The organism is Actinomycetospora lutea (assembly GCF_028737205.1).
Taxonomy (GTDB): Bacteria; Actinomycetota; Actinomycetes; order Mycobacteriales; family Pseudonocardiaceae; genus Actinomycetospora; species Actinomycetospora lutea.
In genome coordinates, this window is the sequence record NZ_JAQZAL010000001.1 from 367420 (window position 1) to 390249 (window position 22830).

The 22830-nt window shown below is 74.9% G+C and carries 22 protein-coding genes; 6 read left to right on the top strand and 16 right to left on the bottom strand.

Features of this window, described 5'->3' with window-relative positions; translation table 11 throughout:
• Window positions 1-4: 4 nt before the first annotated feature.
• The 4 genes from PHK61_RS01850 to PHK61_RS01865 form a co-directional block, all read right to left on the bottom strand.
• Window positions 5-1354: a Rieske 2Fe-2S domain-containing protein gene (locus tag PHK61_RS01850; protein WP_274279255.1), complete on the bottom strand. Its 1350-nt coding sequence runs from the start codon at window positions 1352-1354 to the stop codon at window positions 5-7.
• Between the two features lie 87 nt (window positions 1355-1441).
• Window positions 1442-2248: a DUF6463 family protein gene (locus PHK61_RS01855; RefSeq protein WP_274279256.1), complete on the bottom strand. Its 807-nt coding sequence runs from the start codon at window positions 2246-2248 to the stop codon at window positions 1442-1444.
• Window positions 2245-2832, bottom strand: a complete 588-nt coding sequence (locus PHK61_RS01860) for a TetR/AcrR family transcriptional regulator (RefSeq protein WP_274279257.1) — start codon at window positions 2830-2832, stop codon at window positions 2245-2247. The genes PHK61_RS01855 and PHK61_RS01860 overlap by 4 nt, the downstream gene beginning before the upstream one ends.
• A 48-nt stretch (window positions 2833-2880) precedes the next feature.
• Window positions 2881-3879 (bottom strand): GlxA family transcriptional regulator, encoded by a 999-nt coding sequence (locus tag PHK61_RS01865; protein WP_274279258.1) that lies wholly within the window; start codon window positions 3877-3879, stop codon window positions 2881-2883.
• 72 nt (window positions 3880-3951) lie between these two features.
• Here PHK61_RS01865 and PHK61_RS01870 point away from each other — a divergent pair, with 72 nt between their 5' ends.
• The 4 genes from PHK61_RS01870 (at window position 3952) to PHK61_RS01885 (ending at window position 8944) form a co-directional block, all read left to right on the top strand.
• Window positions 3952-5277, top strand: a complete 1326-nt coding sequence (locus PHK61_RS01870) for an MFS transporter (protein WP_420791331.1) — start codon at window positions 3952-3954, stop codon at window positions 5275-5277.
• A 10-nt stretch (window positions 5278-5287) separates the two neighbouring features.
• Window positions 5288-5911: a carboxymuconolactone decarboxylase family protein gene (locus PHK61_RS01875; protein ID WP_274279259.1), complete on the top strand. Its 624-nt coding sequence runs from the start codon at window positions 5288-5290 to the stop codon at window positions 5909-5911.
• A gap of 145 nt (window positions 5912-6056) precedes the next feature.
• Window positions 6057-8150: a polysaccharide deacetylase family protein gene (locus PHK61_RS01880; RefSeq protein ID WP_274279260.1), complete on the top strand. Its 2094-nt coding sequence runs from the start codon at window positions 6057-6059 to the stop codon at window positions 8148-8150.
• Between the two features lie 26 nt (window positions 8151-8176).
• A complete protein-coding gene (locus tag PHK61_RS01885) occupies window positions 8177-8944 on the top strand; it encodes an IclR family transcriptional regulator (protein ID WP_274279261.1) in 768 nt (255 codons plus the stop codon).
• 5 nt (window positions 8945-8949) lie between these two features.
• Here the strand turns inward: PHK61_RS01885 and PHK61_RS01890 are convergent, their stop codons facing one another.
• Both PHK61_RS01890 and PHK61_RS01895 read right to left on the bottom strand, forming a co-directional pair.
• Complete coding sequence (locus PHK61_RS01890; RefSeq protein WP_274279262.1) at window positions 8950-10074, bottom strand: PEP/pyruvate-binding domain-containing protein; 1125 nt, start codon at window positions 10072-10074, stop codon at window positions 8950-8952.
• 20 nt (window positions 10075-10094) lie between these two features.
• Entirely contained in the window at window positions 10095-11876 is a 1782-nt protein-coding gene (locus PHK61_RS01895) for a PEP-utilizing enzyme (RefSeq protein ID WP_274279263.1), read from the bottom strand.
• Window positions 11877-12019: 143 nt separating this feature from the next.
• On the opposite strand from PHK61_RS01895, the gene PHK61_RS01900 reads away from it, so the two are divergent.
• Entirely contained in the window at window positions 12020-12829 is an 810-nt protein-coding gene (locus tag PHK61_RS01900; protein WP_274279264.1) for an SDR family oxidoreductase, read from the top strand.
• A gap of 18 nt (window positions 12830-12847) precedes the next feature.
• On the opposite strand, the gene PHK61_RS01905 is transcribed toward PHK61_RS01900, so the two are convergent.
• Window positions 12848-13672, bottom strand: coding sequence for an alpha/beta hydrolase (locus PHK61_RS01905; RefSeq protein WP_337993905.1), 825 nt, complete (start codon window positions 13670-13672; stop codon window positions 12848-12850).
• Window positions 13673-13725: 53 nt separating this feature from the next.
• Here PHK61_RS01905 and PHK61_RS01910 point away from each other — a divergent pair, with 53 nt between their 5' ends.
• The gene (locus PHK61_RS01910; protein WP_274279265.1) at window positions 13726-14640 is read left to right on the top strand and encodes a methionyl-tRNA formyltransferase; all 915 of its coding nucleotides are present in this window, start codon (window positions 13726-13728) and stop codon (window positions 14638-14640) included.
• A 9-nt stretch (window positions 14641-14649) separates the two neighbouring features.
• On the opposite strand, the gene PHK61_RS01915 is transcribed toward PHK61_RS01910, so the two are convergent.
• The 9 genes from PHK61_RS01915 to PHK61_RS01955 all read right to left on the bottom strand — a co-directional run bounded on the left by PHK61_RS01915 (window position 14650) and on the right by PHK61_RS01955 (window position 22723).
• The gene (locus PHK61_RS01915) at window positions 14650-15372 is read right to left on the bottom strand and encodes a pentapeptide repeat-containing protein (RefSeq protein ID WP_274279266.1); all 723 of its coding nucleotides are present in this window, start codon (window positions 15370-15372) and stop codon (window positions 14650-14652) included.
• Between the two features lie 28 nt (window positions 15373-15400).
• On the bottom strand, window positions 15401-15913 hold the full coding sequence (locus PHK61_RS01920; protein WP_274279267.1) for an SRPBCC family protein: 513 nt from the start codon (window positions 15911-15913) through the stop codon (window positions 15401-15403).
• A complete protein-coding gene (locus tag PHK61_RS01925) occupies window positions 15910-16251 on the bottom strand; it encodes an ArsR/SmtB family transcription factor (RefSeq protein WP_274279268.1) in 342 nt (113 codons plus the stop codon). Before PHK61_RS01925 ends, PHK61_RS01920 begins: the two co-directional genes overlap by 4 nt.
• Window positions 16252-16298: 47 nt before the next feature.
• Window positions 16299-17711, bottom strand: coding sequence for an FAD-binding oxidoreductase (locus PHK61_RS01930; protein ID WP_274279269.1), 1413 nt, complete (start codon window positions 17709-17711; stop codon window positions 16299-16301).
• A gap of 122 nt (window positions 17712-17833) precedes the next feature.
• Complete coding sequence (locus PHK61_RS01935) at window positions 17834-19507, bottom strand: LuxR family transcriptional regulator (protein ID WP_274279270.1); 1674 nt, start codon at window positions 19505-19507, stop codon at window positions 17834-17836.
• The gene (locus PHK61_RS01940; protein ID WP_274279271.1) at window positions 19504-19905 is read right to left on the bottom strand and encodes a tautomerase family protein; all 402 of its coding nucleotides are present in this window, start codon (window positions 19903-19905) and stop codon (window positions 19504-19506) included. Before PHK61_RS01940 ends, PHK61_RS01935 begins: the two co-directional genes overlap by 4 nt.
• A 4-nt stretch (window positions 19906-19909) precedes the next feature.
• Window positions 19910-20944, bottom strand: coding sequence for a 4-hydroxy-2-oxovalerate aldolase (dmpG, locus tag PHK61_RS01945; RefSeq protein ID WP_274279272.1), 1035 nt, complete (start codon window positions 20942-20944; stop codon window positions 19910-19912).
• A complete protein-coding gene (locus PHK61_RS01950) occupies window positions 20941-21921 on the bottom strand; it encodes an acetaldehyde dehydrogenase (acetylating) (protein ID WP_274279273.1) in 981 nt (326 codons plus the stop codon). Before PHK61_RS01950 ends, dmpG begins: the two co-directional genes overlap by 4 nt.
• A 79-nt stretch (window positions 21922-22000) precedes the next feature.
• Window positions 22001-22723 (bottom strand): IclR family transcriptional regulator, encoded by a 723-nt coding sequence (locus tag PHK61_RS01955; protein WP_274279274.1) that lies wholly within the window; start codon window positions 22721-22723, stop codon window positions 22001-22003.
• Window positions 22724-22830 lie beyond the last annotated feature (107 nt).

A 22830-nucleotide genomic window follows, 5' to 3' on the forward strand; every position in this document is an offset into this window, starting at 1 on the left:
TGCGTCACCGCGGGATCGTCCCCGAGTCCACCTGGGCGGAGGTGTCGGGTGCGAGCGTGGCGGTGCCGATGCCGCCGGCGGGCGTGAACGACGGGCGCGCGGCGGCCTTGTCGGTCTCGACGCGCGCCGCCGCCGTGAGGTGCACCTGCTTGATCGCCTCGAGGTCGGGGGAGTGGCGGGTCGACCCCATGTTGCAGAAGTCGATCGCGAACTCCGCGCCGCCCGCGTGGAACTTGTCCTTCTCGCAGGGCAGGTCGATGCGCTCGTGGGGCTCGCGGATGGTGCCCAGCGGGTCCTCGCCCTTGGCGACCGCCTGCATCGACTGGCGGAACATCTTGCGCAGCAGCGAGACGCCGATGTCGGACCGGCCGAGGTGCTCGGTGGTGCGGTCGGTGATCGGGCCCTGCGTCACCCAGGCCATGATGTCCTGGCCCTCGACGTAGTTGACGACGTGGTTCCCGCGGTCGTCGAACACCGGGATCTCGTAGTCGGGCACGGTCTCCTGCGCCACGGGCTCGTAGCCCTCGGGCGCGTGCACCGTGTAGAGCATGAAGCGCGTCGTCGTGCGGTTGATCGGGACGCGGATCTGCATCTGGTGGATGCCGCCGCCGCCGACGCGCATGTTGTAGGGGAAGACGAGCGGGTGGCCGACCTTCCAGTCGTCGTTGTCCTCGCTCGCCCCCGAGAGCACGCGGCGCTTGATGATGCCCCACTCGAAGGCGTCGAAGCCGATGCGCTGGTGCTTCTTGCCGAACGACGCCGGCGCCTCGAAGCCCTCGTGGCGGCCGATGAACTCGAAGTAGCGGCCGTGCAGGTGCTCGACGTGGTGCGGGTCGACCGCGTTCTCCATGACCTGCACGTAGTTGCAGGGGATGTCGGCCCAGCCGATGTCGCGGTAGCCGTCCATCACGTAGACGTCGAAACGGGGCAGCAGCGGCGCGGGGTCCGGACCGATGTACGCCCAGACGAGCCCGCCGAGCTCCTCGACCTTCCCGGCGGTCGCGCGCACCCGCTCCTGGAAGTTGGTGTTGGCCTTCTCGGCCGGCTGGTCGGTGCACGCGCCGTCGGTGTCGAACTTCCACCCGTGGTACGGGCAGCGCAGCCCGTCGCCCTCGACGACGCCGTAGGCCATCGACGCCTTCCGGTGCGGACACGGCTCGGGGATGATCCCGTACTTCCCGGACGGCGTGCGCCACAGCGCGAAGAACTCGCCCAGCAGCTCGACGCGCTTGACGGGGAACTCGGTGAGCTCGCGGGTGAACGCGACGGGGTACCAGTAGCGGCGCAGCACCTCGCCCATCGGCGTGCCGGCCTCGACGGCGGTGAGTTCCTCGTTCTGCTCGGCGGTCAGCACGTGCGTCCTCCCGGGGTGTGGCGGTGAGCTCGACGCTAGGGAGCCGCCACGCGACGGAGAAGAGCCGTGTCCCTCTCCGCGGGATGGTCAGCGCATCGCGTCCCGGGCCGCGCGCAGCAGGCCGGGGGTGACGCGGCGGTGCACCGCCGACGCCGGACCCCAGACGGCCCGCCCGGCGGGCGAGTCGTAGGAGATCGCGGTGGTCAGCGACACGTGCCCGCGGTCGCGGTGCACGACGAGCTCGCCGCGGCCCCAGTCCGCCCCCGCGTGCAGGCGGACCCAGTCGTCGCCCCGCCCGTCGATCCGCCACCCGGCGACGTGGTCGGGCGAGGGCCGCGGGTCGAGCTGGAGCCCGAGGCCCCGCCAGGTGCGCTGCGCGCCCTCGCCGCCGACCCGCTCGAACATCACCCGCGCCCACTCCTCGGCACCCCACGCGCCGGCGTCGGTGGCGAGGCTGACGTGGTCGAGGTAGTCGGGGCCGGGGAGCGCGCTGCGGGCCCGCACCGCGGCGGGCACGTCCTCCACGCCGACGAGGGTGGTGACGTCGCTCGTCGCCGACCCGAGCGTGCTCCAGGCCCCGATCGCGGCCACCGCGGGCCAGCCGCCCGCCGGCATGAGGACGCTGCCGGCGACGCCGGTGGCGGCGAGGACGCCGCCGGCGACCCGGTCGCCCGGCGTGAGCGAGCGCCCGAGCGTCCACAGCGCGGGCGCCGCGACCAGGAACCAGAACGCCGTCGCCCGGTCGCCGCGGTCCGGCACGACGCCGACGAGCGCCCGGGGCCCACCGACGCGCACGTCGCGCGCGACCCCGGCGACGACGTCGCGGTAGATCCACGCGCCGATCGCCGCGTGCCCGAGGGCGACGACCTGCAGCAGCCGCCCGGCCCGGCTCACCGGGCACCCTCCACGACGGGCGCCGGCTCGGTGAGCAGCGCAATCCAGCGGTCGGCGTACCCGGCGAGCGCGTCGCCGCCCGGAGCCAGCGCCGGCGTCGCGTGCACGAGCTGGGCGTGGCCGAGGAAGGCGCTGTAGGCCATGGTCGCGCGCTCGCGAGCGGCGGCGTCGTCGAGGCCGAGGGCGGCGAACTGCCCCGCGAGGTAGTCGAGCCGCCGCGCCGTGACCCGGGCCAGGGCCTCGGCGACGTCCGGGTCGTCCACGCTCGCCTGCAGGGCGAGCTCGACGTCGGCCCCGCCGGCGTCGGTGCTGCTGCGCAGGGCGCTGAGCAGCAGCGCCCGCAGCCGTTCGCGCGGCCCGTCGATCGCCTCGACCCACGCGATGACGTCCTCGGTCTCGCGGCGCTCCCACAGGGCGAGCGCGGCGCGGACGAGGTCGCCGCGGGAGGAGAAGTGCCAGTAGAAGCTGCCGCGGGTCGCGCCCAGGCGCTTGGCGAGGGGCTCGACGGCGACCGCGGCCGCGCCGCCGCGCAGCGCCTCGAGGGCCGCCGCGGCCCAGTCGTGGGCGGTGAGCTGCTGTTTCACGCGACCGTACAGTACTGTACGGAGGCTCGACCGTACAGGGGTGTACGGTCACGCGCCCCGGCGCCGGAACCGCCGCCGGTAGGCGAGCGGCGAGAGGCCGACCTCGTCGGCGAGGTGGGCGCGCAGCGACGCCGCCGTGCCCAGCCCGGAGTCGGCGGCGACCCGGTCGACCGGCAGGTCGCTGCCCTCGAGCAGGCGCCGCGCGCGGGCCACCCGCTGCGCCACCAGCCACGCGTGCGCGGAGGTCCCGGTCTCGGCGCGGAAGCGGCGGGTGAACGTGCGGACGCTCATCGACGCGCGCGCCGCCAGGCCGGCGATGTCGATGTCCTCGTCGAGGTGCTCCACCGCCCACGCCCGGACCGCGCCGGTCGCGCCCGCGCCCGCCGGCGGCAGCGGGTGGTCGATGAACTGCGCCTGCCCGCCGTCGCGCCACGGGGCCACGACGAGGTGGCGGGCGACGGCGTTGGCGACCTCGGCGCCGTGATCGCCGCGCAGCACGTGCAGGCAGAGGTCCAGGCCCGCGGCCAGCCCCGCCGAGGTCGCCACGTCGCCGTCGTCGACGAAGAGCACCGACTCGTCGACCTCGAGGTGGGGGTGCAGGCGGCGCAGGTCGGCGGCGCGGGCCCAGTGGGTCGCGACCCGGCGCCCGTCGAGGCGGCCGGCCGCGGCCAGCACGAACGCGCCGGTGCAGATCGAGAGCCACCGGGCGTGCGCGGGCACCGTGTCGAGGGCGGCGCGCAGGTCGTCGGGCAGCACCCCGTCGCGGCGCGCGGGCACGTAGTGGGTGCCGGGCACGATCACCGTGTCGGCCGCCGCGAGCGTCTCGGGCCCGTGCTCGAGGAGCAGGGAGAAGCCGGCGGTCGACGGCACCCGCTCGGTCATCCCGCAGACGCGCACGTCGTAGAGCGGGCCGTCGGGACCCTCGGCGGTCCCGAAGACCTGCGGCGGGATCTGCAGGTCGAAGCCGACGACCTCGGGCAGGGCGAGGACGGCGATCACGTGACGGAGCGCGGAGCCTGCCGGAGCCGGACCATCGAGAGCGGCCATGGCCGGATTCTTGCACGACATGGCGTTCCGGCCACTGGCCCGGCGCCGAGCGGTGGGTCAGGCTGTCCCCTCGTGACCGAGACGCGGCCCGACCCCCCGGCCCCGAGCCCGCCCCGCACCCGCTCCCCGGCCCGCCGGAACGCCTGGCCCTGGGCCGTGGCCGCGACCGCGTTCGTGACGCTGCTCGGCGCCTCGGGGTTCCGGTCGGCGCCCGGGGTGTTCGTCGAGCCGCTGCACGCCGAGTTCGGCTGGTCGACCGCGACCATCTCGTCGGCGGTGTCGCTGAACCTGCTGCTCTACGGCGTGATGTCGCCGTTCGCGGCGGCGCTGATGGAGCGCTTCGGGATGCGGCGCGTCGTCGCGATCGCCCTGCTGCTCGTCGCGGCGGGCAGCGGCCTCACGGTGTTCATGTCCGAGGCCTGGCAGCTGGTCCTGCTCTGGGGCGTGCTCGTCGGGGTCGGCACCGGGTCGATGGCGCTGGCGTTCGTCGCGACGGTGACCGGGCGCTGGTTCGTGGCCCGCCGCGGGCTCGTCTCGGGTGTGCTCACCGCCGCGCAGGCGGCCGGTGGGCTGGTGTTCCTGCCGCTCATGGCCTCGCTGGCGGGGTCGGTGGGCTGGCGGTTCGCGTCGCTGGTGGTCGCGGCCGGGGCACTCGTCGTCGTCCCGCTGGTCCTGCTCCTGCTGCGCGACCGGCCGTCGGACGTCGGCACGCTCGCCTACGGGGCCGCGCCGGGGGAGGCCGAGCCCGAGGAGGTCGTCTCGGGCGGCGCGGCCCGCCGCACCGTCACCGTGCTGCTCGACGCCGCCCGCACGCGCACGTTCTGGCTGCTCGCGGGCGGGTTCGCGATCTGCGGCGCGACCACCGTCGGCCTGCTCAACACCCACTTCGTGCCCGCCGCGCACGACCACGGCATGCCCGCCACCACCGCCGCGGGGCTGCTCGCGGTGGTCGGGGTGTTCGACGTCGCGGGCACGATCGCCTCCGGCTACCTCACCGACCGCGTCGACCCGCGCAAGCTGCTCGCCGTCTACTACGTGCTGCGCGGCGCGTCGCTGCTGGTGCTGCCGTTCCTGCTCGCGCCGACCGCCGCGCCGCCGCTGTGGGCGTTCGTCATCTTCTACGGCCTCGACTGGGTCGCCACCGTGCCGCCGACCGTCGCCCTGTGCCGGGAGCACTTCGGGTCCCGCGCGCCGATCGTCTTCGGCTGGGTCTTCGCGGCGCACCAGGTGGGCTCCGCGATCGCGGCCGTCGGGGCCGGCCTCATCCGCGACCTCACGGGTGCCTACGACGGCGCCTGGTGGTCGGCCGGCGCGCTGTGCGTGATCGCCGCCGGGCTCTCGCTGGGGCTCCGGCGCGCCGCGGCGACCCGGCCTGCTGCCGAGCCCGCCCGGAGCTAGCGTCGGGCGTGTGACGATCACCGAGCACCCCGGCGCCGACGACCGCGACTGGGGCGGGCGCCTCCCGCGCAACGAGTCGCTCGACCTCGACGACGACCAGCGCGCCGTCCGGGACCGGATCGTGGAGCGCGGCGCGGTGTGGGCCGAGCGCTCCGGGTTCGCCGCGACCGACGACCGGGGCGGGCTGCTCGGTCCGTTCAACGCCTTCGTGCTGCGCCCCGGGCCCGGCCGGGCGTTCAACCGCTGGATCGCCGCCGACCAGCAGCAGTCGTCGCTGGCCGCGCCGATCCGCGAGGTCGTCATCCTCACCGTCGGCGTCGCGTGGCAGGCCGACTACGAGGTCTACGCGCACGTCGCCGCGGCACGGTCCGTCGGGCTGTCCGAGACGGTCATCGCCGGCCTGCGGGCGGGCTCCACCGAGGGCTTCGCGCCCGACGAGCTCGCCGCGCACCGCTTCGCCGACGAGCTCGTGCGCACCCACCGCGTCACCCCGGAGACCTACGCCGCCGCGGAGGAGACGTTCGGCCGCGACGGCGTGCTCGACCTGGTGCACCTCGTCGGCATGTACCTCGCGACCTCGGCCCTGCTCAACGCCTTCGAGATCCCGGCGCCGCCGATCCCGGACCCCTCCTGACGCCGCCGACGACGTAGGCCGCCTCCGTCCGATGCCGGAGGCGGCGGCCCGCGGACGCGCCTAGCGTCCCCGCCCGGGCAGGTGCGGACGGGCTCGGTCGGAGCGGACCATGGGGACACCAGGACGGCGACGTCGGCTCGCCGGTGTGCTCGGCCTGGTCGCGATCGTGGTCGGCGCCCTCGTCGCGGGCCCGACCTCCGCCACGGCGGCACCGACGACAACGGTCAGCCTGACGTTCGACGACGGCCAGGCCACCCACTACACCGCGATGCAGGCGATGCGCGCGCGGGGCATGGTCGGCACCTTCTACATCAACTCGGCGCTCGTCGCGACGAGCACCTACTACCTGCCGTGGGACCGCATCCACGAGATCGCCGACGCCGGCAACGAGATCGGCGGGCACACCGCGCACCACGTGAACCTGACGACCGTGAGCGCCGCGACCGTCCGCGCGGAGGTCTGCGACGACCGCACCACCCTGGCCGCGCAGGGGTTCTCGCCGGTGTCGTTCGCCTACCCCGAAGCGGGCGTCAACGCGACCGCCGAGCAGGCCGTGCGCGACTGCGGGTACCAGAGCGGCCGCGACGTGGGCAGTCTCTTCGGACCACAGTGCCCGTGCCCCTACGTGGAGTCGGTGCCCCCACCGGACCCGTACCGCCTGCGCACGATCGACGGCGTCACCACGGCGACCCGGCTGGCCGACCTGCAGGCCGCGGTGACGAACGCCGAGACCCACGGGGGCGGCTGGGTGCCGCTGGTCTTCCACGGCATCTGCGACGGGCAGTGCACCGGCGGGAACTCGATGTCCCCGACGATCTTCAACGCGTTCCTGGACTGGCTGGCCGCGCGCCAGGGCCAGGGCACCGTCGTGCGCACCGTCGCGCAGGCGCTCGCGGGCTCCTCGCCGCCGACGTCGACCACCCCGTCGACCACCCCGACGACCACCAGCCCGACGACCACCACCGCGCCGGTCACCACACCGCCGGTCACCACGACGACCACGCCGCCCACGGCCGCGACGTCGGTCAGCCTGACGTTCGACGACGGGCAGGCCAGCCACTACGCGGTGATGCAGTCGCTGCGGTCCCGGGGACTGCGGGGCACCTTCTACATCAACTCCGGGTTGGTGGGGTCGAGCTCGTACTACCTGCCGTGGGACCGCATCCACGAGATCGCCGACGCCGGCAACGAGATCGGCGGTCACACGCTGCGCCACACCAACCTCACGACGGTCAGCGCCGCGGACGCCCGGGTGGCCGTGTGCGACGACCGGACCGCGCTCCGGGCGCAGGGGTTCTCGCCCGTCACCGCCTTCGCCTATCCCGAAGCGGGCGTCAACCCGACCGTCGAGCAGATCGTCCGCGACTGCGGGTACGCCTCGGGCCGCGACGTCGGCAACCTGTTCGGCCCGCTGTGCCCGTGCCCCTACGCCGAGACCCTGCCGCCGCCGGATCCCTACCGGCTCCGGACGATCCAGGGCGTCACGTCGTCGACGACGCTGGCGGACCTGCAGGCCGCGGTGACGAACGCCGAGACCCACGGCGGTGGCTGGGTGCCGCTGGTCTTCCACGGCATCTGCGACGGGCAGTGCACCGGCGGGAACTCGATGTCCCCGACGATCTTCAACGCCTTCCTGGACTGGCTGGCGGCGCGCCAGGACCAGGGCACCGTCGTGCGCACGGTCGGGGAGGCGGTGGGGTCGGTCGGCCCGCCGGTGACGACCACGACCACCACGCCGCCCGTGACCGCCACGACCGTGCCCGTCACCGTGACCACGCCGCCGTCGTCGACCACGACCCCGCCGGTCACGACGAGCAGCACGACGACCCCGCCGGTCACCACGACGACGCCGAGCACCACGACGTCGACCACGACGACGCCGCCGGCGACGACCACCACCACGACGACCACGACCACCACGACGACCACGACGACCCCGGCGCGGACCGTCACCGTGACCGCCCCGGCGCCGGGCACGTCGATCGCGCGCGGCGCCAACGTCCAGCTCCGCGCGACGATCGGTGGCCTTGCACCGAACGTGGCGCCGCGGGTGACCCGCGTCGAGTTCGTCCTCGACGGCGGCGCCCCGGCGGTGGCCACCGACACGTCGTCGCCGTACCAGGCGACGTGGCGGGTCCCCGCGAGCACCACCGTCGGCGCGCACACCCTCACGGCCGTCGCGACCGATGCCGCCGGCACCCGGACCACGTCACCGGGCGTCCCGATCACCGTGCGCTGACGGACCGGGCCCCTACGCTGTCCCGCATGGCGGGACGACCGAGCTGGGAGCTGGGCTCGGTCCGCAACGCCGCGCGGCTGCTCAAGGAGTTCTCGGTGGTCGACCGCGAGCTCGGGGTCGCCGAGCTCGCCCGCCGCCTCGGGCTCGGGACGAGCACGGTGCACCGGCTGCTCGCGACCCTCGCCGACGAGCGCCTGCTCGAGCGCGGGCCCGGCGGCACCTACCGGCTCGGACTCGCCGTGCACGAGCTCGGCGCGAGCGTCGCGCCGCACGTCGGCCTGCACGAGGCGGCGATGCCGGCGATGGCCGGGCTGCGCCACGCCACCGGCGAGACCGTGCAGCTCGCGGTACTGGACGGGATGGACTCGGTGTACGTCGAGCGCCTCGAGAGCCCGCACACCGTCCGGATCTTCGCCCGCGTCGGGACGCGCCTGCCGGCCACCACCACGAGCACGGGCAAGGTCCTGCTCGCGGCCCTGGCGCCCGAGGAGCTCGACGCCCGGCTCGCGGCGTGGACGCCCGAGCGGCCCACGCCGCACTCGATCACCGACCCGGCGACGCTGCGCCGGCGCCTGCGCGAGATTGCCGAGCGGGGCTGGGCCGACAACCGGGAGGAGAGCCGGCTGGGCGTGGTCTCGGTCGGCGCGCTGATCCGCGACGGGGAGGGCGAGCCGGTCGCCGCGGTCAGCGTCGCCGTCCCCGTCACGCGGGCGGCGGCGGCCACGATGCGCCGCTACACGACGCTCGTCACCGACACCGCCGAGGTCATCAGCCGCCGGCTCGCCCTCACCTGACCCGACTAGCGACCCGGGATCGGCTTGCCCGAGAACAGGTACTTCTGGGCCAGCGCCACCGGGTCGTAGGCGGCCGGGGTCGCTTCCTCCGGGGCCGCCGTCACCGTCACGGGGCGGGTCTGCACGATGCAGACCGGGTCGCCCGCGCGGCGGTGGCGGCTGATCACCCACTCCACGTCGACCGGGTGGCCGTAGTGCTCCTCGATCGCGCGCACCGCCGAGGCGATCGCGCCGATCTGCTCGTCGTCGAGCACCTGCCGGTCGGCCAGCTTGGCCGGCATGTCGATCTCGGTGACCGCACCGACCGCGAAGTCGAACGCCGACACGATCCGCTTGTGCGCGACGTCGTACTTCAGCACGCGGCCGTCGGCCTTGCCGACCTCCACGTGGTCGGGGTCGACGACTCCCTGCACGACCGCCTCGCCCCAGCCCCAGTTGGTCTCGATGACGATCCGGTCGGGCTTGCCGGTCACGGGGTGGACCGAGAACGCGACGCCCGAGCTGCGGGCGTGGATGAGCTCGATGACCCCGACGGCGATCGGCATCGCGTGGTGGCTGATGCCCTTGCGCAACCGGTAGGCCAGCGCGCGGGCGGTGAACAGCGAGCCCCAGCAGTTGCGGACCGCGTCGAGCACCCGATCGATCCCCGACACCCCGAGGTAGGTGTCGAAGATGCCCGCGAACGAGGCGTCGGCGGCGTCCTCGCCGGTGGCCGACGAGCGCACCGCGACCGGCACGTTGACGTCGACGCAGCGCAGGCAGAGCTCCTCGTAGGCCTCGGTGAGCCGGGCCGTGAGGTCCGCCCCGACGGGCGTCGCCGTGAACATCGCGCGGATCTCGGCGGACGCCGCCTCGACCTCGGCCTCGCCCGGCGCCGACCCGAGCCGGGAGATCACGGCGTCGATCCGCTCGTCGAGGCCCGACTCCCGGCAGTGCCGCGCGTAGGCGTCGACGGTGACCGCGAAGCCCCGCGGGACCTCCACGCCCGAGCGCAGCAGCTCGGCGAGCCGTCCCATCTTCGAGCCGCCGGCCGCGATCGCCCGCGCCGGGTCGACCTCGTCGATCCAGACGACGGCGTCGCAGCTGTGACCCGTGGTGGGCGTGGGCTCGACGGGATCCACGGCGGTCATGCGTACCTCCGGGGCGGCGGTCACCCGGCGACACCCGCAGGGGTCTCGGCTCCGGTGTCCGGGGTGGTGGTGGTGGCCTTCGTGACGATGGTGACGGTGCCGTTGGTGCCGTCGACCTCGATCTCGTCGCCGTCGCTGATCGACAGCGTGGCGATGCCGACCGCGGTGACCGTCGGGACGCCGTACTCGCGGCCGACGATCGCGGCGTGGGACAGCATGCCGCCCCCGTCGCACACGGCGCCGGCGATCTTGCCGAAGGCGGGCGTCCAGTTCGGCGAGGTCGACTCGCAGACGAGGATCGAGCCGGGCTCGAGGCGGTGCAGCTCGTCGGACGACTGGAGCACCCGTGCGGTGCCCCGCGCGGTGCCCTTGGCGGCGGCGACGCCCGACATCACCGTCTGCTTCGCGGCGTCGGGGTTCTGCACGGCCTTGATCGCGCCCGGGTTGAGCCCGAAGATCTCGATGAGCACCGGGTCCTCGACGGCCTCGGGGATGGTCCCGAGCACCTTGGGCATCTCGCTCCGCTTCGCGAACCAGTGGTCGAAGTACTGGCGGCGCTCGCCCACGAGGCTCTTGAGCTCGCCCGCGTAGGGCCGGCGCCCGCTCGCGACGTCGAGGAGCTCCGGCCAGAACAGGTAGAGCATGTCGTCCTTGTCGTCGGCGTTCTCGCGCCGCGCCAGCTCCTGGCACCCCCACCGCAGCGGGAGCATGACCTTGAGGTCGATGTAGTAGTTGTGGTCGTCCTGCCACCAGGGGAAGTTCGCCGCCTGGTTGGACGCGAGACCGGCGTCGAAGACCGCCTGCTCCTCGCGGGTCAGGCCCGAGCGTGCGTTGTCGATGGCCTCGTCGCGCTCGGCGGCCGCGTTGCGGGCGGCGGCCTCGAAGTCGTGGGCGTCGTCGCGCTTGAGGAACGTCTTGACCAGGCCGAGCGGGATCGTGTTGTCCTCGATCCAGCTCGGGACGCCGACGTCGCAGGTGGCCTCGGCGCGCCAGCCGTAGATCTGCAGGAAGTCGTCGAACTCGGTGAGCCAGACCGACGCCGCGCCGCCGTGACGGCCGAGGGCCTCGCGCAGCTGGTGCGGCTCGTTCTCCTCGAAGACCGCGGCGATGCCGGCCTGGCGGGCCCGCAGGGCGAGCTTGTCGAGCTCGCGGTCGGTCTCCATGATCTTGGTGTCCTCGCCCTGGAGGAACTTGCCGATCTCGGCGGGGTTGATCCCCATGTCGGCGCAGGCGCCGTAGAACCCGAGGAAGTTGGCCAGCATCGGGTACATGACGCCGAAGTGGATCTCCATCGAGCGCTTGTGGTAGCGCCGGCCCTGGGTCAGCAGGTCGGTGAGGTCGGGCGTGCCGGTGAAGTCGACCCCGCGGAAGTACTGCCAGGTCGCCTCGAGCTCGTCGCGGCCGGCGTCCCAGATCGAGCGGTAGTTCGCCAGGAAGTGGGGGAGGTTCGTCGCGATCCGGTTGGCCCGGGCGCCGATCTCGCGGGGATCGGTCTCGGGCAGGGCGCAGCCGTACAGGTGGGTGCCGGCGAAGCGCGCGGTGATGCCGCGGCCGGGCGGGAGCGGCAGGGCCTCGGCGGCGTGCTGGGTGCCCCAGCAGTAGCCGTCGGAGCTCCACAGCGTGGCGGCGAGCGGGGTCAGGCCGCGCGACCAGTGGAAGTCCAGGAACCAGAAGCCCTGCTCGTCGCCGGGCTTGAAGGGGCTGGCGGCGTCGACGATGTACGGCGACTCGAAGTGCTCCGGCTTGAACCCCGGGTACCACTCGCCCGTGGCGAACTCGTCCACCGGCACCACGTTGGCCATCTGATCCTCCTCGTCGATGAGCGCTGGGCCACCGTTCATCCCGGCGGCTCTGTGATGCAAGCAACACGTTCCACCAGTGCGAACGTTGCCCGCCGCCGAACGGGGGCGTGGGTCCCCGATCGGCGGTACGAGAAGGTGCGGGGGTGAGCGAACCGCGCCCCATGGTCGAGCTCCCCTATCGGCGTGCTCCCCTCGATGCTGCGTCTCCCCTGGCCGTGGTCGTCGGCGGCACGGGTGCCCTGGGGGGAGCGATCGTGCGGCGGCTGCGCTCGCGCGGGCTGCCCGTGCTCGCCGTCGCCCGCTCGGCCGAGGCCGTCGCCGCGCTGGCGGCCGACGACGAGGGCATCGGGGCGTGCGCGGCCGACATCGGGGAGGACGCCGCCGGCGAGGTGATCGCCGACGCGCTGCGGGCCCGGGACCTGCCGGTGCGCATGGTCGTGCAGGCCGCGGGCCTGCCCGCCCTCGGCGGTCTCGACGCCGTGGAGCCCGCGGCGCTCGGCGCGGCGGTGGCCCTCAAGGTCGGGGGCCTGCTGCGGCTGGTCCGGGCCGCCGACCCGTGGTTGGGCGAGGGCTCGCGGATCGTCGCGCTCGGCGGGCACTACGGCGCCGAGCCCTCGCCGCACGTGCCGGGCGCGGGCGTCACCAACGCGGCCCTGGCCAACCTCGTGCGCCAGCTCGCCGACGCCCACGGTCCGCGGGGGATCACCGCGCACCTCGTCGCCCCCGGCCCCGCGGACACCGACCGCCTGCGCCGCCTCTCGTCCGCCCAGGCCGACGCGCGGGGCATCGCCGTCGAGGACGTCCTCGCCGAGCGCCGGGCCGAGTCGCCGCTGGGCGCGATGGTCACCCCGGAGCAGGTGGGCTGGGCGGTCGCGACGCTGCTCGACCCCGAGGCCTCGGCGCTGACCGGGTCGACCCTCGCGCTCGACATGGGGGCGCGCCGGGGCATCTGAGCGCCGGGGGTCCGGAGCTCAGCCGAGCCGGTCGGCGAGCGCCACCACCGCGCCCACCACCGCCGGCCCGTGCGCGAGGACGGCGTCGTCGTGGTCCGCGCCGGGCACCTCGACGACCTCGCCGCCGGCCGCGGCGGCCACCGCCCGGCTCTGCGCCGGCGGGATCGTGCGGTCGGACCCGCCGAGCACGACGGTGGTCGGCACCCGGGCGCGCGCGACCATCTCGGTGACCGGGAACCGGTCGGCGAGCAGGGCCCGCACCGGCAGGAACGGGTAGACGAGCTCGCCCACCGACGCCAGGTCGACGAACGGCGAGCGCAGCACCATGCCGGCGACCGGCGCCTCGGTCGCGAGCCGGGCGACGACGGCGGACCCCATGCTCTCGCCCAGGTAGAGCAGGCGCTGCGGTGCGACGCCGCGGTCGCGCACGAGGTGGTCGCGGGCCGCGCGGGCGTCGGTCGCCAGCCCCTCCTCGCCGGGGCTCCCGGGGTTGCCGCCGAACCCGCGGTAGTCGAACAGCAGGACGTCGAGACCCCGGTCGGCGAGCGCGGCGGCCAGCCGTGAACGGTCGGCGCGGTCGCCGGCGTTGCCGTTCGCGACCAGCACCGTCACCTCGCGCCGCTCGCCGCGCGCGGGCACCCACCACGCGCCCAGCGCCAGCCCGTCGGCCGTGGTCAGCGTGACGTCCCGGGCCTCCGCGAGCGCCGACGCCGCCGGGGGGACGGGGCCGGGCGACGGCACGTAGACGAGCTCGCGCTGGACGAGCCACAGGCCGCCGACCAGCAGGAGCACGGTCGCGAGCAGCACGCCGAGGCCCACGGCGATCCGCCGACCCATGCTCATGCCACCCTTCTGCCCGATTGGCCCGGAATGATAGAGATCGCCACCGAAGGGGGGTGTCCGTGGAGATCGCGCTCGTCGCCGAGGAGGCCGCGGGGGTCCGCACACTGCAGCGGGTCGCGCGCAGCGGTCACCGGCTGCGGATGGTGCTGACCGCGAGCCGTGCCGACGAGGGCGGCAGCGTCGCCGCGGCGGCCGCCGGGCTCGGCGTGCCGACCCTGCCCGGGGACCGCGTGCGCGACCCCGGTCTCGCCGACGAGCTCCGCGACGCGGGGATCGACGTGCTCCTCAACGTGCACTCGCTCCACCTCGTCCGGCCCGAGGTCCTCACCGCGCCGCGCGTCGGGGCGTTCAACCTCCACCCGGGACCCCTTCCCGAGTGCGCGGGCCTCAACGCCCCCAGCTGGGCGGTCGCGCGGGGCCACGCCGAGCACGGCGTGACGCTGCACTGGATGGAGGCCGGGATCGACACCGGGGACGTCGTCGAGGAGGCGCGTTTCCCGATCACGGCCGAGGACACGGCGCTCACCGTGTCGGTGCAGTGCGTCGGCCGCGGCCAGGAGCTCGTCGACCGCCTGCTCGCCCACCTCGACGCGGGCACCGTGCCCCGGCACCCCCAGGACCTCACCACGCGCCGGTACTTCGGCCGCGAGGTGCCGCACGACGGCCGGGTGCCCTGGGCGAAGCCCGCGCGCGAGGTCCTCGACTTCGTCCGGGCCTGCGACTACGGCCCCTACCCGTCGCCCTGGGGCGTCCCGACGACGCGCCGCGACGACGCCGACCTCGGCGTCGTGCGGCTCGCCGCCACCGGCCGCCCGTGCCCGGGGCGTTCGCCCGGCGAGGTGGACGCCGACGACGAGGGGCCGGTCGTCGCGACCGCCGACGAGTGGGTGCGCCCGCGCCGCCTGGTCGTGTCGGGCCGGGGCTGCGAGCCCGCCTCGGTGCTGCGGGCCGGGGACCGTCTCTCCTAGAGCCTCGGGCTAGATCACCTGGAGGCCGAGCGCGCGGCACACGTCGGCCGCCTGCTCGGGGGAGACGATCGCGCCGCGCAGCACGGCCGGCGTCTCCGGGGTGATCTCGCCGAGGTCGGCGCCGCGCAGGTCGGCGCCCTCGAGGCGGGCGTGGGTGAGGTCCGTGCCGCGCAGCGCGCAGTCGGTGAGGACGGCCTCGCGCAGGTCGGCGCCCGAGAGGTCGGCGTCGGAGAGGTCGACGCGTTCGAGGCGCCAGCCGCGCAGGGCGGCGTCGGCGAGCCGGGCGAGGGCGAGCGAGCACCCGTCCACCGAGAACGTGACCGCGAGGCTGCGCATCCCGGTGAGGTCGACGCCGATCATGCGGCAGTCGCGGAACGTGGTGTCGGTGAGCCGGGCGCCGACGAGGCGGGCGCGCGAGAGGTCGACGCCGCGGAGCACGGCGTCGGTCAGGTCGGCGTCGGCGAGGTCGGCCTGGGCGAGCGAGCCGCCCTCGATGCGCGCGCCGTCGAGCACGGCGCCGCGCAGGCGGACCCGGGTGAGGTCGCAGCGCTCGAGCGTCGCGGTGCCGAGGTCCACGCCGGAGAGGTCGAGCCCGGTGAGCACGCAGCGCCGGAGCACCCACCGCCCGCCGGCGGTCAGCGCCTCGCGGAGCGCCTCGGGGTCGGCGCCGGAGAGGTCGACGTCGGTGACCTCGGGGCCCTGCTCGAGCGCGGCGATGGGGTCGGTGCTCACGGACACCGAGTCTGCTCGGGCGGTGCGCTCAGCCCGGGATCGGGGCGCCCGAGGGCACGCCGGCGTCGACGTAGGCCCGGTAGAGCTCCTCCCAGGCCGGGGTGCGACCGCCGGGCGGGGTGTCCGGGGTGCCCGCGACGGCGGCGTCCAGGGCGTCGAGGCAGAGGTCCCAGCCGGCGGCGTTGCGCGAGGCGCCGTCGCGCTCCTCCATGACGTGGGTGAACGTCAGCCGGGTGCGGCCCTCGCGCAGGGTCTCGACCTCGAACCACAGCTGCTCGCCGTCCCAGGAGAACCCGACGCGGTGCGGCGGCTCGTGCGCCAGGACCTCGCCGCCCCCGCCGTCGCCGTCCTCCTCGAAGGAGTAGGTGATCGCCGCGCCTGGTGCCCACGACGACGGCGCGACCCGGGCGGGGAACCAGTGCGCGAGCTCGTCGGGGTCGGTGAGCAGCGTGAACACCCGGTCGGCGGGGTGGTCGTACTCGCGGACGAAGCGCAGGGCCGGGCGGCCGTCGATCTCCAGGTAACTGCCGGTGGGGCTCACGGGGTGCTGTCCTTCCGGGGGTCGGTCTCCTCGAGACGCCGACCGAGGGCGTCGAGGCTGTCGGACCACAGCCGCCGGTAGGGCGCGAGCCAGGCGTCGAGGGCGACCAGTGGCGCGGGGTCGACCTCGTACACCCGCCGCTGGGCGTCCGCCCGCGCCCGCACCAGCCCCGCCTCGCGCAGCACCCGCAGGTGCTTCGAGGTGCTGGGCTGGCTGAGTCCGAGCAGGTCGACGAGCTCGCCGACCGCCCGGGGGCGCTCGCGCAGCAGCCCGAGCACGGCCCGGCGGTGCGGGTCGGCGAGCGCCGCCCACGTCCCGGTGTCCGGTGCGGTGGTCACGGCGCCGAGCATGCCGCATGAGGAATATTCCGCGCAAGGCATGGAGGTCAGTGGGGAACCACGTTGCGGTTGGACCGGAACAGGTTGTCCGGGTCGTAGGCCTCCTTGATGCTTGCGAGCCGGTCGAAGCGCGGTCCGTAGGTGGCCCGGACCCTCTCGTCGCCCTCGTCGGCGGTCTGGAAGTTGATGTAGTTCCCGCCGGTCGAGAACGGCCGGACGCGTTCCCACCCGGCCCGCACCCAACCGGGGAACCCCTCCGCGCCCGGGTGCCCCGGCTCCCACATGCCGGTGATGCCGAAGACGAAGCGGGCGTCCCGGTTGCCGACGACGCCGTCGTCGCCGTCGTGGTCGCCGATCGCTCCGCCAAGGTGGAGGAAACCGATCTCGGCCCCCGGGATCGGGCACTCCACGAACAGGTCCCGCGTCGTCGCGAGCAGCTCGTCGGTCAGCTCGGCGACGAACTCGCTCTTCCAGTAGTAGTGGTGGCCCTTCGGCTCGCCGTCGTCCAGGTAGGACTGCACCTCGGTGTAGGGCATCGGTCCGACCAGGTCGACGACCGCGTCGGGCACCGCCCGGAGGGGTGCGAGCGCTGCAGCCGCGCTCTCGGGGGCGCCGCTGAAGCAGACGGCCATGGCGCAGACCGCGCGGCCGTGCCACGGCTCGGGGACGAACGGTGCCGGCGGGGCGTGCAGCATCAGCATCCAGACGCTGAGCTCCCGGGGCGCCTCGGCGGCGATCGTGCGGTACGCGGCGAGGACCTCGTCGGCGCGGTCGAACGGCCACAGGATCAGCCCACCGTGGACGATGGGCCCGACCTCGTGCAGGCGGAACGTGAACGAGGTGACGACGCCGAGGTTGGCGCCGGCCCCGCGGATCGCCCAGAACAGGTCGGGGGACTCGTCCCGGCTCGCCCGCCGGACCCGGCCGTCGGCGGTGACGATCTCGACCTCGAGGAGGTTGTCCACCGTCCACCCGAATCGTCGGCTGAGATAGCCCAGGCCGCCGCCCAGCGTCAGCCCCGCCACCCCCACCTCCGAGATGAAGCCGAGCGGGGTCGCGAGTCCGTGCAGCTGGGTCTCGCGGTCGACCTCACCGAGCACGCACCCGGGCTGCACCGTCGCCGTCCGGGCGACCGGGTCGACGTCGACCCCGCGCAGCGCCGACATGTCGAGGGTGAGCCCGCCGTCGACTAGCGCGGTGCCGGCGATGTGGTGACCACCGCCCCGGACCGAGAGCGCGAGCCCGTGCTCGCGGGCGGCGTCGACCGCGGCGACGACGTCGGCGGTCCCGGTCGGGCGGACGACCAGGGCGGGCGTCTTGGCGATCATCCCGTTCCAGATCAGGGTCGCGTCCGCGAAACCGTCGTCGCCGGGTCGGAGCAGGGGACCGCGCAGGCGGGCGCGGAGGCGGTCCGCGACCTCGGCGATCGGGGAGCCGGGGGTGGTCGTGGTCGTGGACATCGGTTCCTCACCTCGCGACGGGCGACTCGGGACCCCGGCGACGCTAGGAACGAGGGGCGTCCTCGCGCATCGGGCGTGCTGTGCAGTCGTGCCGGGAGGCGTGGGTGGTTCTGTGCAGCGGGCTAGACGAGCCCGTGCTCGTACGCCCAGGCGGTGGCCGCCGCGCGGGACGACAGATCGGCCTTGGCGAAGATGTTGGCGAGGTGCCGGGCGACCGTCTTCTCGCTGAGGACCAGCTCCGCCGCGATCACACGGTTGGTCCGGCCGGTCGCCACGAGACGCAGCACCTGCACCTCGCGCTCGGTCAGCCCGCACAGCGGGTCGGGCGCGCGGGTCAGTGCGGCCACCCGGGCGACGTCGGGTGCGGCTCCGAGCGCGGTGAACACCCGGCGGGCCGCGTCCAGCTCCATCTCCGCGGCGTCGTCGTCGCCCAGGTCCCGGCAGGTCATCGCGAGGAGCACCCGCACGCGGGCAGCCTGGTACGGGACGTCGAGCAGCTGCCACGTCCGCCAGGCCGCCCGCAGTGTGCCCAGCGCGTCCTCGGGTCTGCCCTCCGCGTGCAGGACCGCGCCCTGCGCCCGGGCCGCCATCGCGTGCAGCAGTCGGGCGTGCGCCGGTGTGGCGAGGGTGGTCAGCTCGTCCGCCGCGCGGCGGGCGGCGGACGTGTCGCCGGCCGCCAGGAGGACCTCGACGTGGGCGGCGAGCAGGGTGGGCCGCTCGAGCGGGGACGCCTCCGCGAGCGCGCGGCGCAACGCCGCGGCCGCGACATCGCCCCGCCCCTGGGCGAGGCGCAACAGTGACAGGCCGGGCTGGGGCTGTCGCCCCCGACGGGAGCACTCCCGATAGGCCGCCTCGGCCTCGACGACTCGGCCGTGCAGTCGGTGCAGCTCTCCGACCTGGTAGAACGCCCCGGCGGCAGCCGGGTGCCCGAGAGCCTCGGCGCCGTGGGCCCCCGCCGGGGCGCCGAGGCTCTCGCAGGCCTGCCTCGCCGCGTCGGCGGCCTCCGGCCAGGCGCCCTGCAGCAGCAGGATCTCGGCCCGGTGGACCAGACACTGGCCGCGGAACGGGACGAGATCGGGCTGGGCGGCGCACCACTGCGTCAGCGCCGACGTCCACGCCCGGGCCCGGCGGAGGTCGGATATCGCCTGACAGGCCTCGATCACCGCGCAGTAGGCGATCCCGGTGACGGTCGGGGACAGCTCGCCCGCCGTGGCCGCCACCATGACCTCGTCGAACAGCGCCGCGGCGTCCTCGGTCCTGCCCGTGTCGGCCAGCGCCTCGCCGCGTCCGAGCCGTGCGAGCGCCGTGAGGTCCGGGTCGGTGAAGCGCTCGCCGATCTCGCCCACCCGTTCGTAGGTGGCGAGCGCCGCCGTGGCGTCGCCCCCGCCCAGCTCGCCGATCGCGAGGGGAACGAGGAGGTAACCCCGCTCGGGGCAGTCGTGCCGGCCGTCGTCGAGCAGTCTCCGGGCGCGACCCAACCACCCGCCCGCGCGGACCTCGTCGCCGCGGAGCAGCAGGCCGAACCCGAGCCAGAAGGCGAACCGGGCGGCCGCGACGTCCTCGCCGCGGCGCAGGCACTCCCGGTGCCCGCGCTCGCGGAGTGCGTCGCACTCGCGGTCCCGGCCGACGAGGTACGCGGCGGTGGCGAGGCGTTCGAGATCCGCGGTCCCGAGGCCGGCGTCGGCGTCGGCGTGCGACAGCTCGGTGTAGGCGTCCTGCCACTTCCTGCGGTGGAAGGACTCGCGGCCGCGGTCGAGCGCGCACCGGGTGTCGGCGCGGCGCCCGCGACCGCTCATCTGCGTCGTGCGGCGATCTCGTCCCGCCGCGCCCCGGAGGCGGGCACGCCCCCGATGGCCCAGTCGTCCGGCGGCACCTGGATGACCCGGCCGCGCACGCGGGACCGCTCCACCCCGAGCACGTCGACGATCAGGTCGGTGAGGTCGGCGAGCAGCCGGTGGCGCTGCTCGACCGGTCGGCCCTCGAGGACGATCGCGGTGAAGTACGGCGCCGGCTCGGCGTGTGTCGAGCCGCCGACCGCCCACTGCTCCCGCGGGTGCAGCGTCAGGTAGGCCCGCACGCGCTCGACCGGCGACCCGAGCACCTCGGCGTAGCGCCGGCTCAGGAGCCCGAGCAGCCGCGCGTGCTCGGCGGGGGAGTGGTCGCCCTCGACGAGGTGGAGCTCGAGAACGGGCACGTCGTCACCCCTGCTCGCGCTCGCGGGCCAGCTCCAGCGCGATGTCGATGATCATGTCCTCCTGGCCGCCGACGAGGCCCAGCTCGCCGCAGCGGCGCAGGATGTCGGGCACCGGGACCTTGTAGCGCTCGCCCGCGTGCTCGGCGTGCAGCAGGAAGCTGGAGTACACGCCCGCCCAGCCCTGCGTGATCGCGTTGCGGTCCATCTTCGGCCAGCGGTGCAGGTAGGGGCGCACGACGTCCTCGGCGGCGTCGAGCAGCGCGGTGACGTCGACGCCGGTCGATATCCCCAGGCGGTCGAACACGGCGGCGAGCACCTCGGTCGGCGAGTTGCCCGACCCCGCGCCCAGCGCGCACAGCGAGCCGTCGATCTCCTTGACGCCCAGCTCGGCGGCGATCACCGAGTTGGCCACGCCCATCGAGAGGTTCTGGTGGCCGTGGTAGCCGACCCACGCCTCGTCGCCGACCTCGGCGAGCAGCGCCTCGAACCGGGCGCGGGCCTCGTGCATGAGCAGCGCGCCCGCGGAGTCGGTGACGTAGGGGCACTGGCAGCCGGCGTCCACCATGATCCGGGCCTGCTTCGCGAGGTCCTCGGGCGACGTGCGGTGGGCCATCATGAGGAACCCGACGGTCTCCATGCCCAGGTCGCGGGCCACCCCGAAGTGCTGGGGCGAGACGTCGGCCTCGGTGCAGTGGGTGGCGACGCGCACGACGTCGGCGCCGGCGTCGCGGGCGCGGCGCAGGTCCTCGACGGTCCCGATGCCGGGCACCAGCAGCACCGCGATCTTCGCCTGCTTCGCCTCCTCGCGGGCGGCGGCGATCAGCTCGAGCTCGTTCGTGTGCGAGAACCCGTAGTTGAAGCTCGAGCCGCCCAGCCCGTCGCCGTGGGTCACCTCGATGACCTCGATGCCGGCGCGGTCGAGCGCGCGCACGGTGTCGCGGACCTGCTCCTCGGTGAACTGGTGGGCCTGCGCGTGGCTGCCGTCGCGCAGCGTGGTGTCGGTGAGGCGGACGTCGTGGCGAATCTCGGGCCGGCTCATGCGGGCACCTCTGCTTCCTGGGTCGGGCTCCGCTCCCCTATCGGCGTGCTCCCCTTGATGTCTCCCGACATCTCGGCGGCGACCAGCTCGCCGACCTGCGCCGCGGCGGCGGTCATGATGTCGAGGTTGCCGGCGTACTCCGGCAGGTAGTCCCCGTTGCCCTTGACCTCGAGGAACACGGCCACCCGGCCGTAGCCAGATCCATCGTGGGCACTGCCCCACTTCTCGGTGGGCGGGTCGAACTGCGGCTCGGCGCGCAGCGTGTAGCCCGGGACGTACTGCTGGACGCGGGCGACCATGTCGTGGATCGACCCCGCGACGGCGTCGGTGTCGGCCCCCTCGGGCAGCGAGCAGAACACGGTGTCCCGCATGATCATCGGCGGCTCGACCGGGTTGAGGATGATGATCGCCTTGCCACGCTCGGCGCCGCCGACCTCCTCGACGGCCCGCGCGGTGGTCTGGGTGAACTCGTCGATGTTGGCGCGCGTGCCCGGCCCGGCCGAGCGCGACGCCGTCGAGGCGACGATCTCGGCATAGGCCACCGGCGCGATCCGCGAGACCGCGGCGACGATGGGGATCGTCGCCTGGCCGCCGCACGTGATCATGTTGATGTTCGGGGCGTCGAGGTGCTCGGGCATGTTCACCGCCGGGCAGACCATCGGGCCGAGGTGCGCGGGCGTCAGGTCGATCGCCGTGATCCCGGCCTCCTCGTAGCGCGGGGCGTTCGCCGCGTGCGCCTTCGCCGAGGTGGCCTCGAAGACGATGCGGGGGAGCGGGTCCTGGCGCAGCAGCCAGTCGACCCCCTCGGCCGACGCGGCGACGCCCGCCGAGCGCGCCCGTTCCAGCCCCTCGGACTCGACCACGCCGACCATGGCGGTGACGTCGACCCGCGCGCTGCGCGCGAGCTTGGCCAGCAGATCGGTGCCGATGTTGCCCGGGCCGACGATGGCGGCCGGGACCGTGGCAGGCGCACTCATGACCGCAGCGTGGCACCGCTGACGGCCGGGGCGGAACCTCGGCGTTCCACTCGGTGGGACACGACGGGCCGGGGACGGGTCAGGACGTGAGTTGCCGGGCGGCGCGGCGCGCGGCCTCCACGACGTCCTCGGCGCAGCGGGCGAGCACGGCGCGGCTGAACAGCGACGAGGGGCCGGCGACCGAGAGCCCGCCGACCGGGCGGCCGTCGGCGTCCACCACCGGCGCGGCGACCGACGTCCGCCCGGCCTGGAAGGTCGACGACACCACGTACCCGGCGCGGCGCGCGGCCCCGAGCTCGTCGTGCAGGGCGGCGCGGTCGGGCGGGGCGAGGCCCTCGTCGCGGCACAGCCGCTCGACACGCTCGTCGACCTCGGCCGCCGCCAGCCGCGAGAGCGCCGCCTTGCCGCAGCCGCCACGCCAGGCCGGCGCGCGCAGACCGACCCGGTTGTCCATCGGCGCTCGCACCGGGCCGGCCTCGCGGTGCAGGTAGACGGTCCAGCCGCCGACGAGCTGGGCGACGTGGACCTCCTGCCCGGCGGCGCGGCGCAGCCCGCCGAGCCCGCCCTCGACAGCCGCGACGAGCCCGGTGCGCTCGATGATCTGCCCGGCCAGGCCGACGAGCAGCGGCCCGAGCCGCCAGCCCCGGCCCGGCACGGTCTCGAGGAGGCCCTCGGTCGCGAGCGTGCTCGCGAGCACGTGAACGGTGCTGCGCGGGATGCCCGTGCGGGCCGCGAGGGCGCGGGTGGAGAGCACGTCGGTGGTCGGCCCGAAGGCGCGCAGCAGGACCGCGGACTTGCTCACCGCCGCCACCGTCACCCGGTCGAGTCTGGGCGCTCCCGAACGGCGGTGTCCAGCACCGTTGGACGGCGCCCTGGGTGACGGGTCGGGCTCTCCCTAGCGTCGCCGCC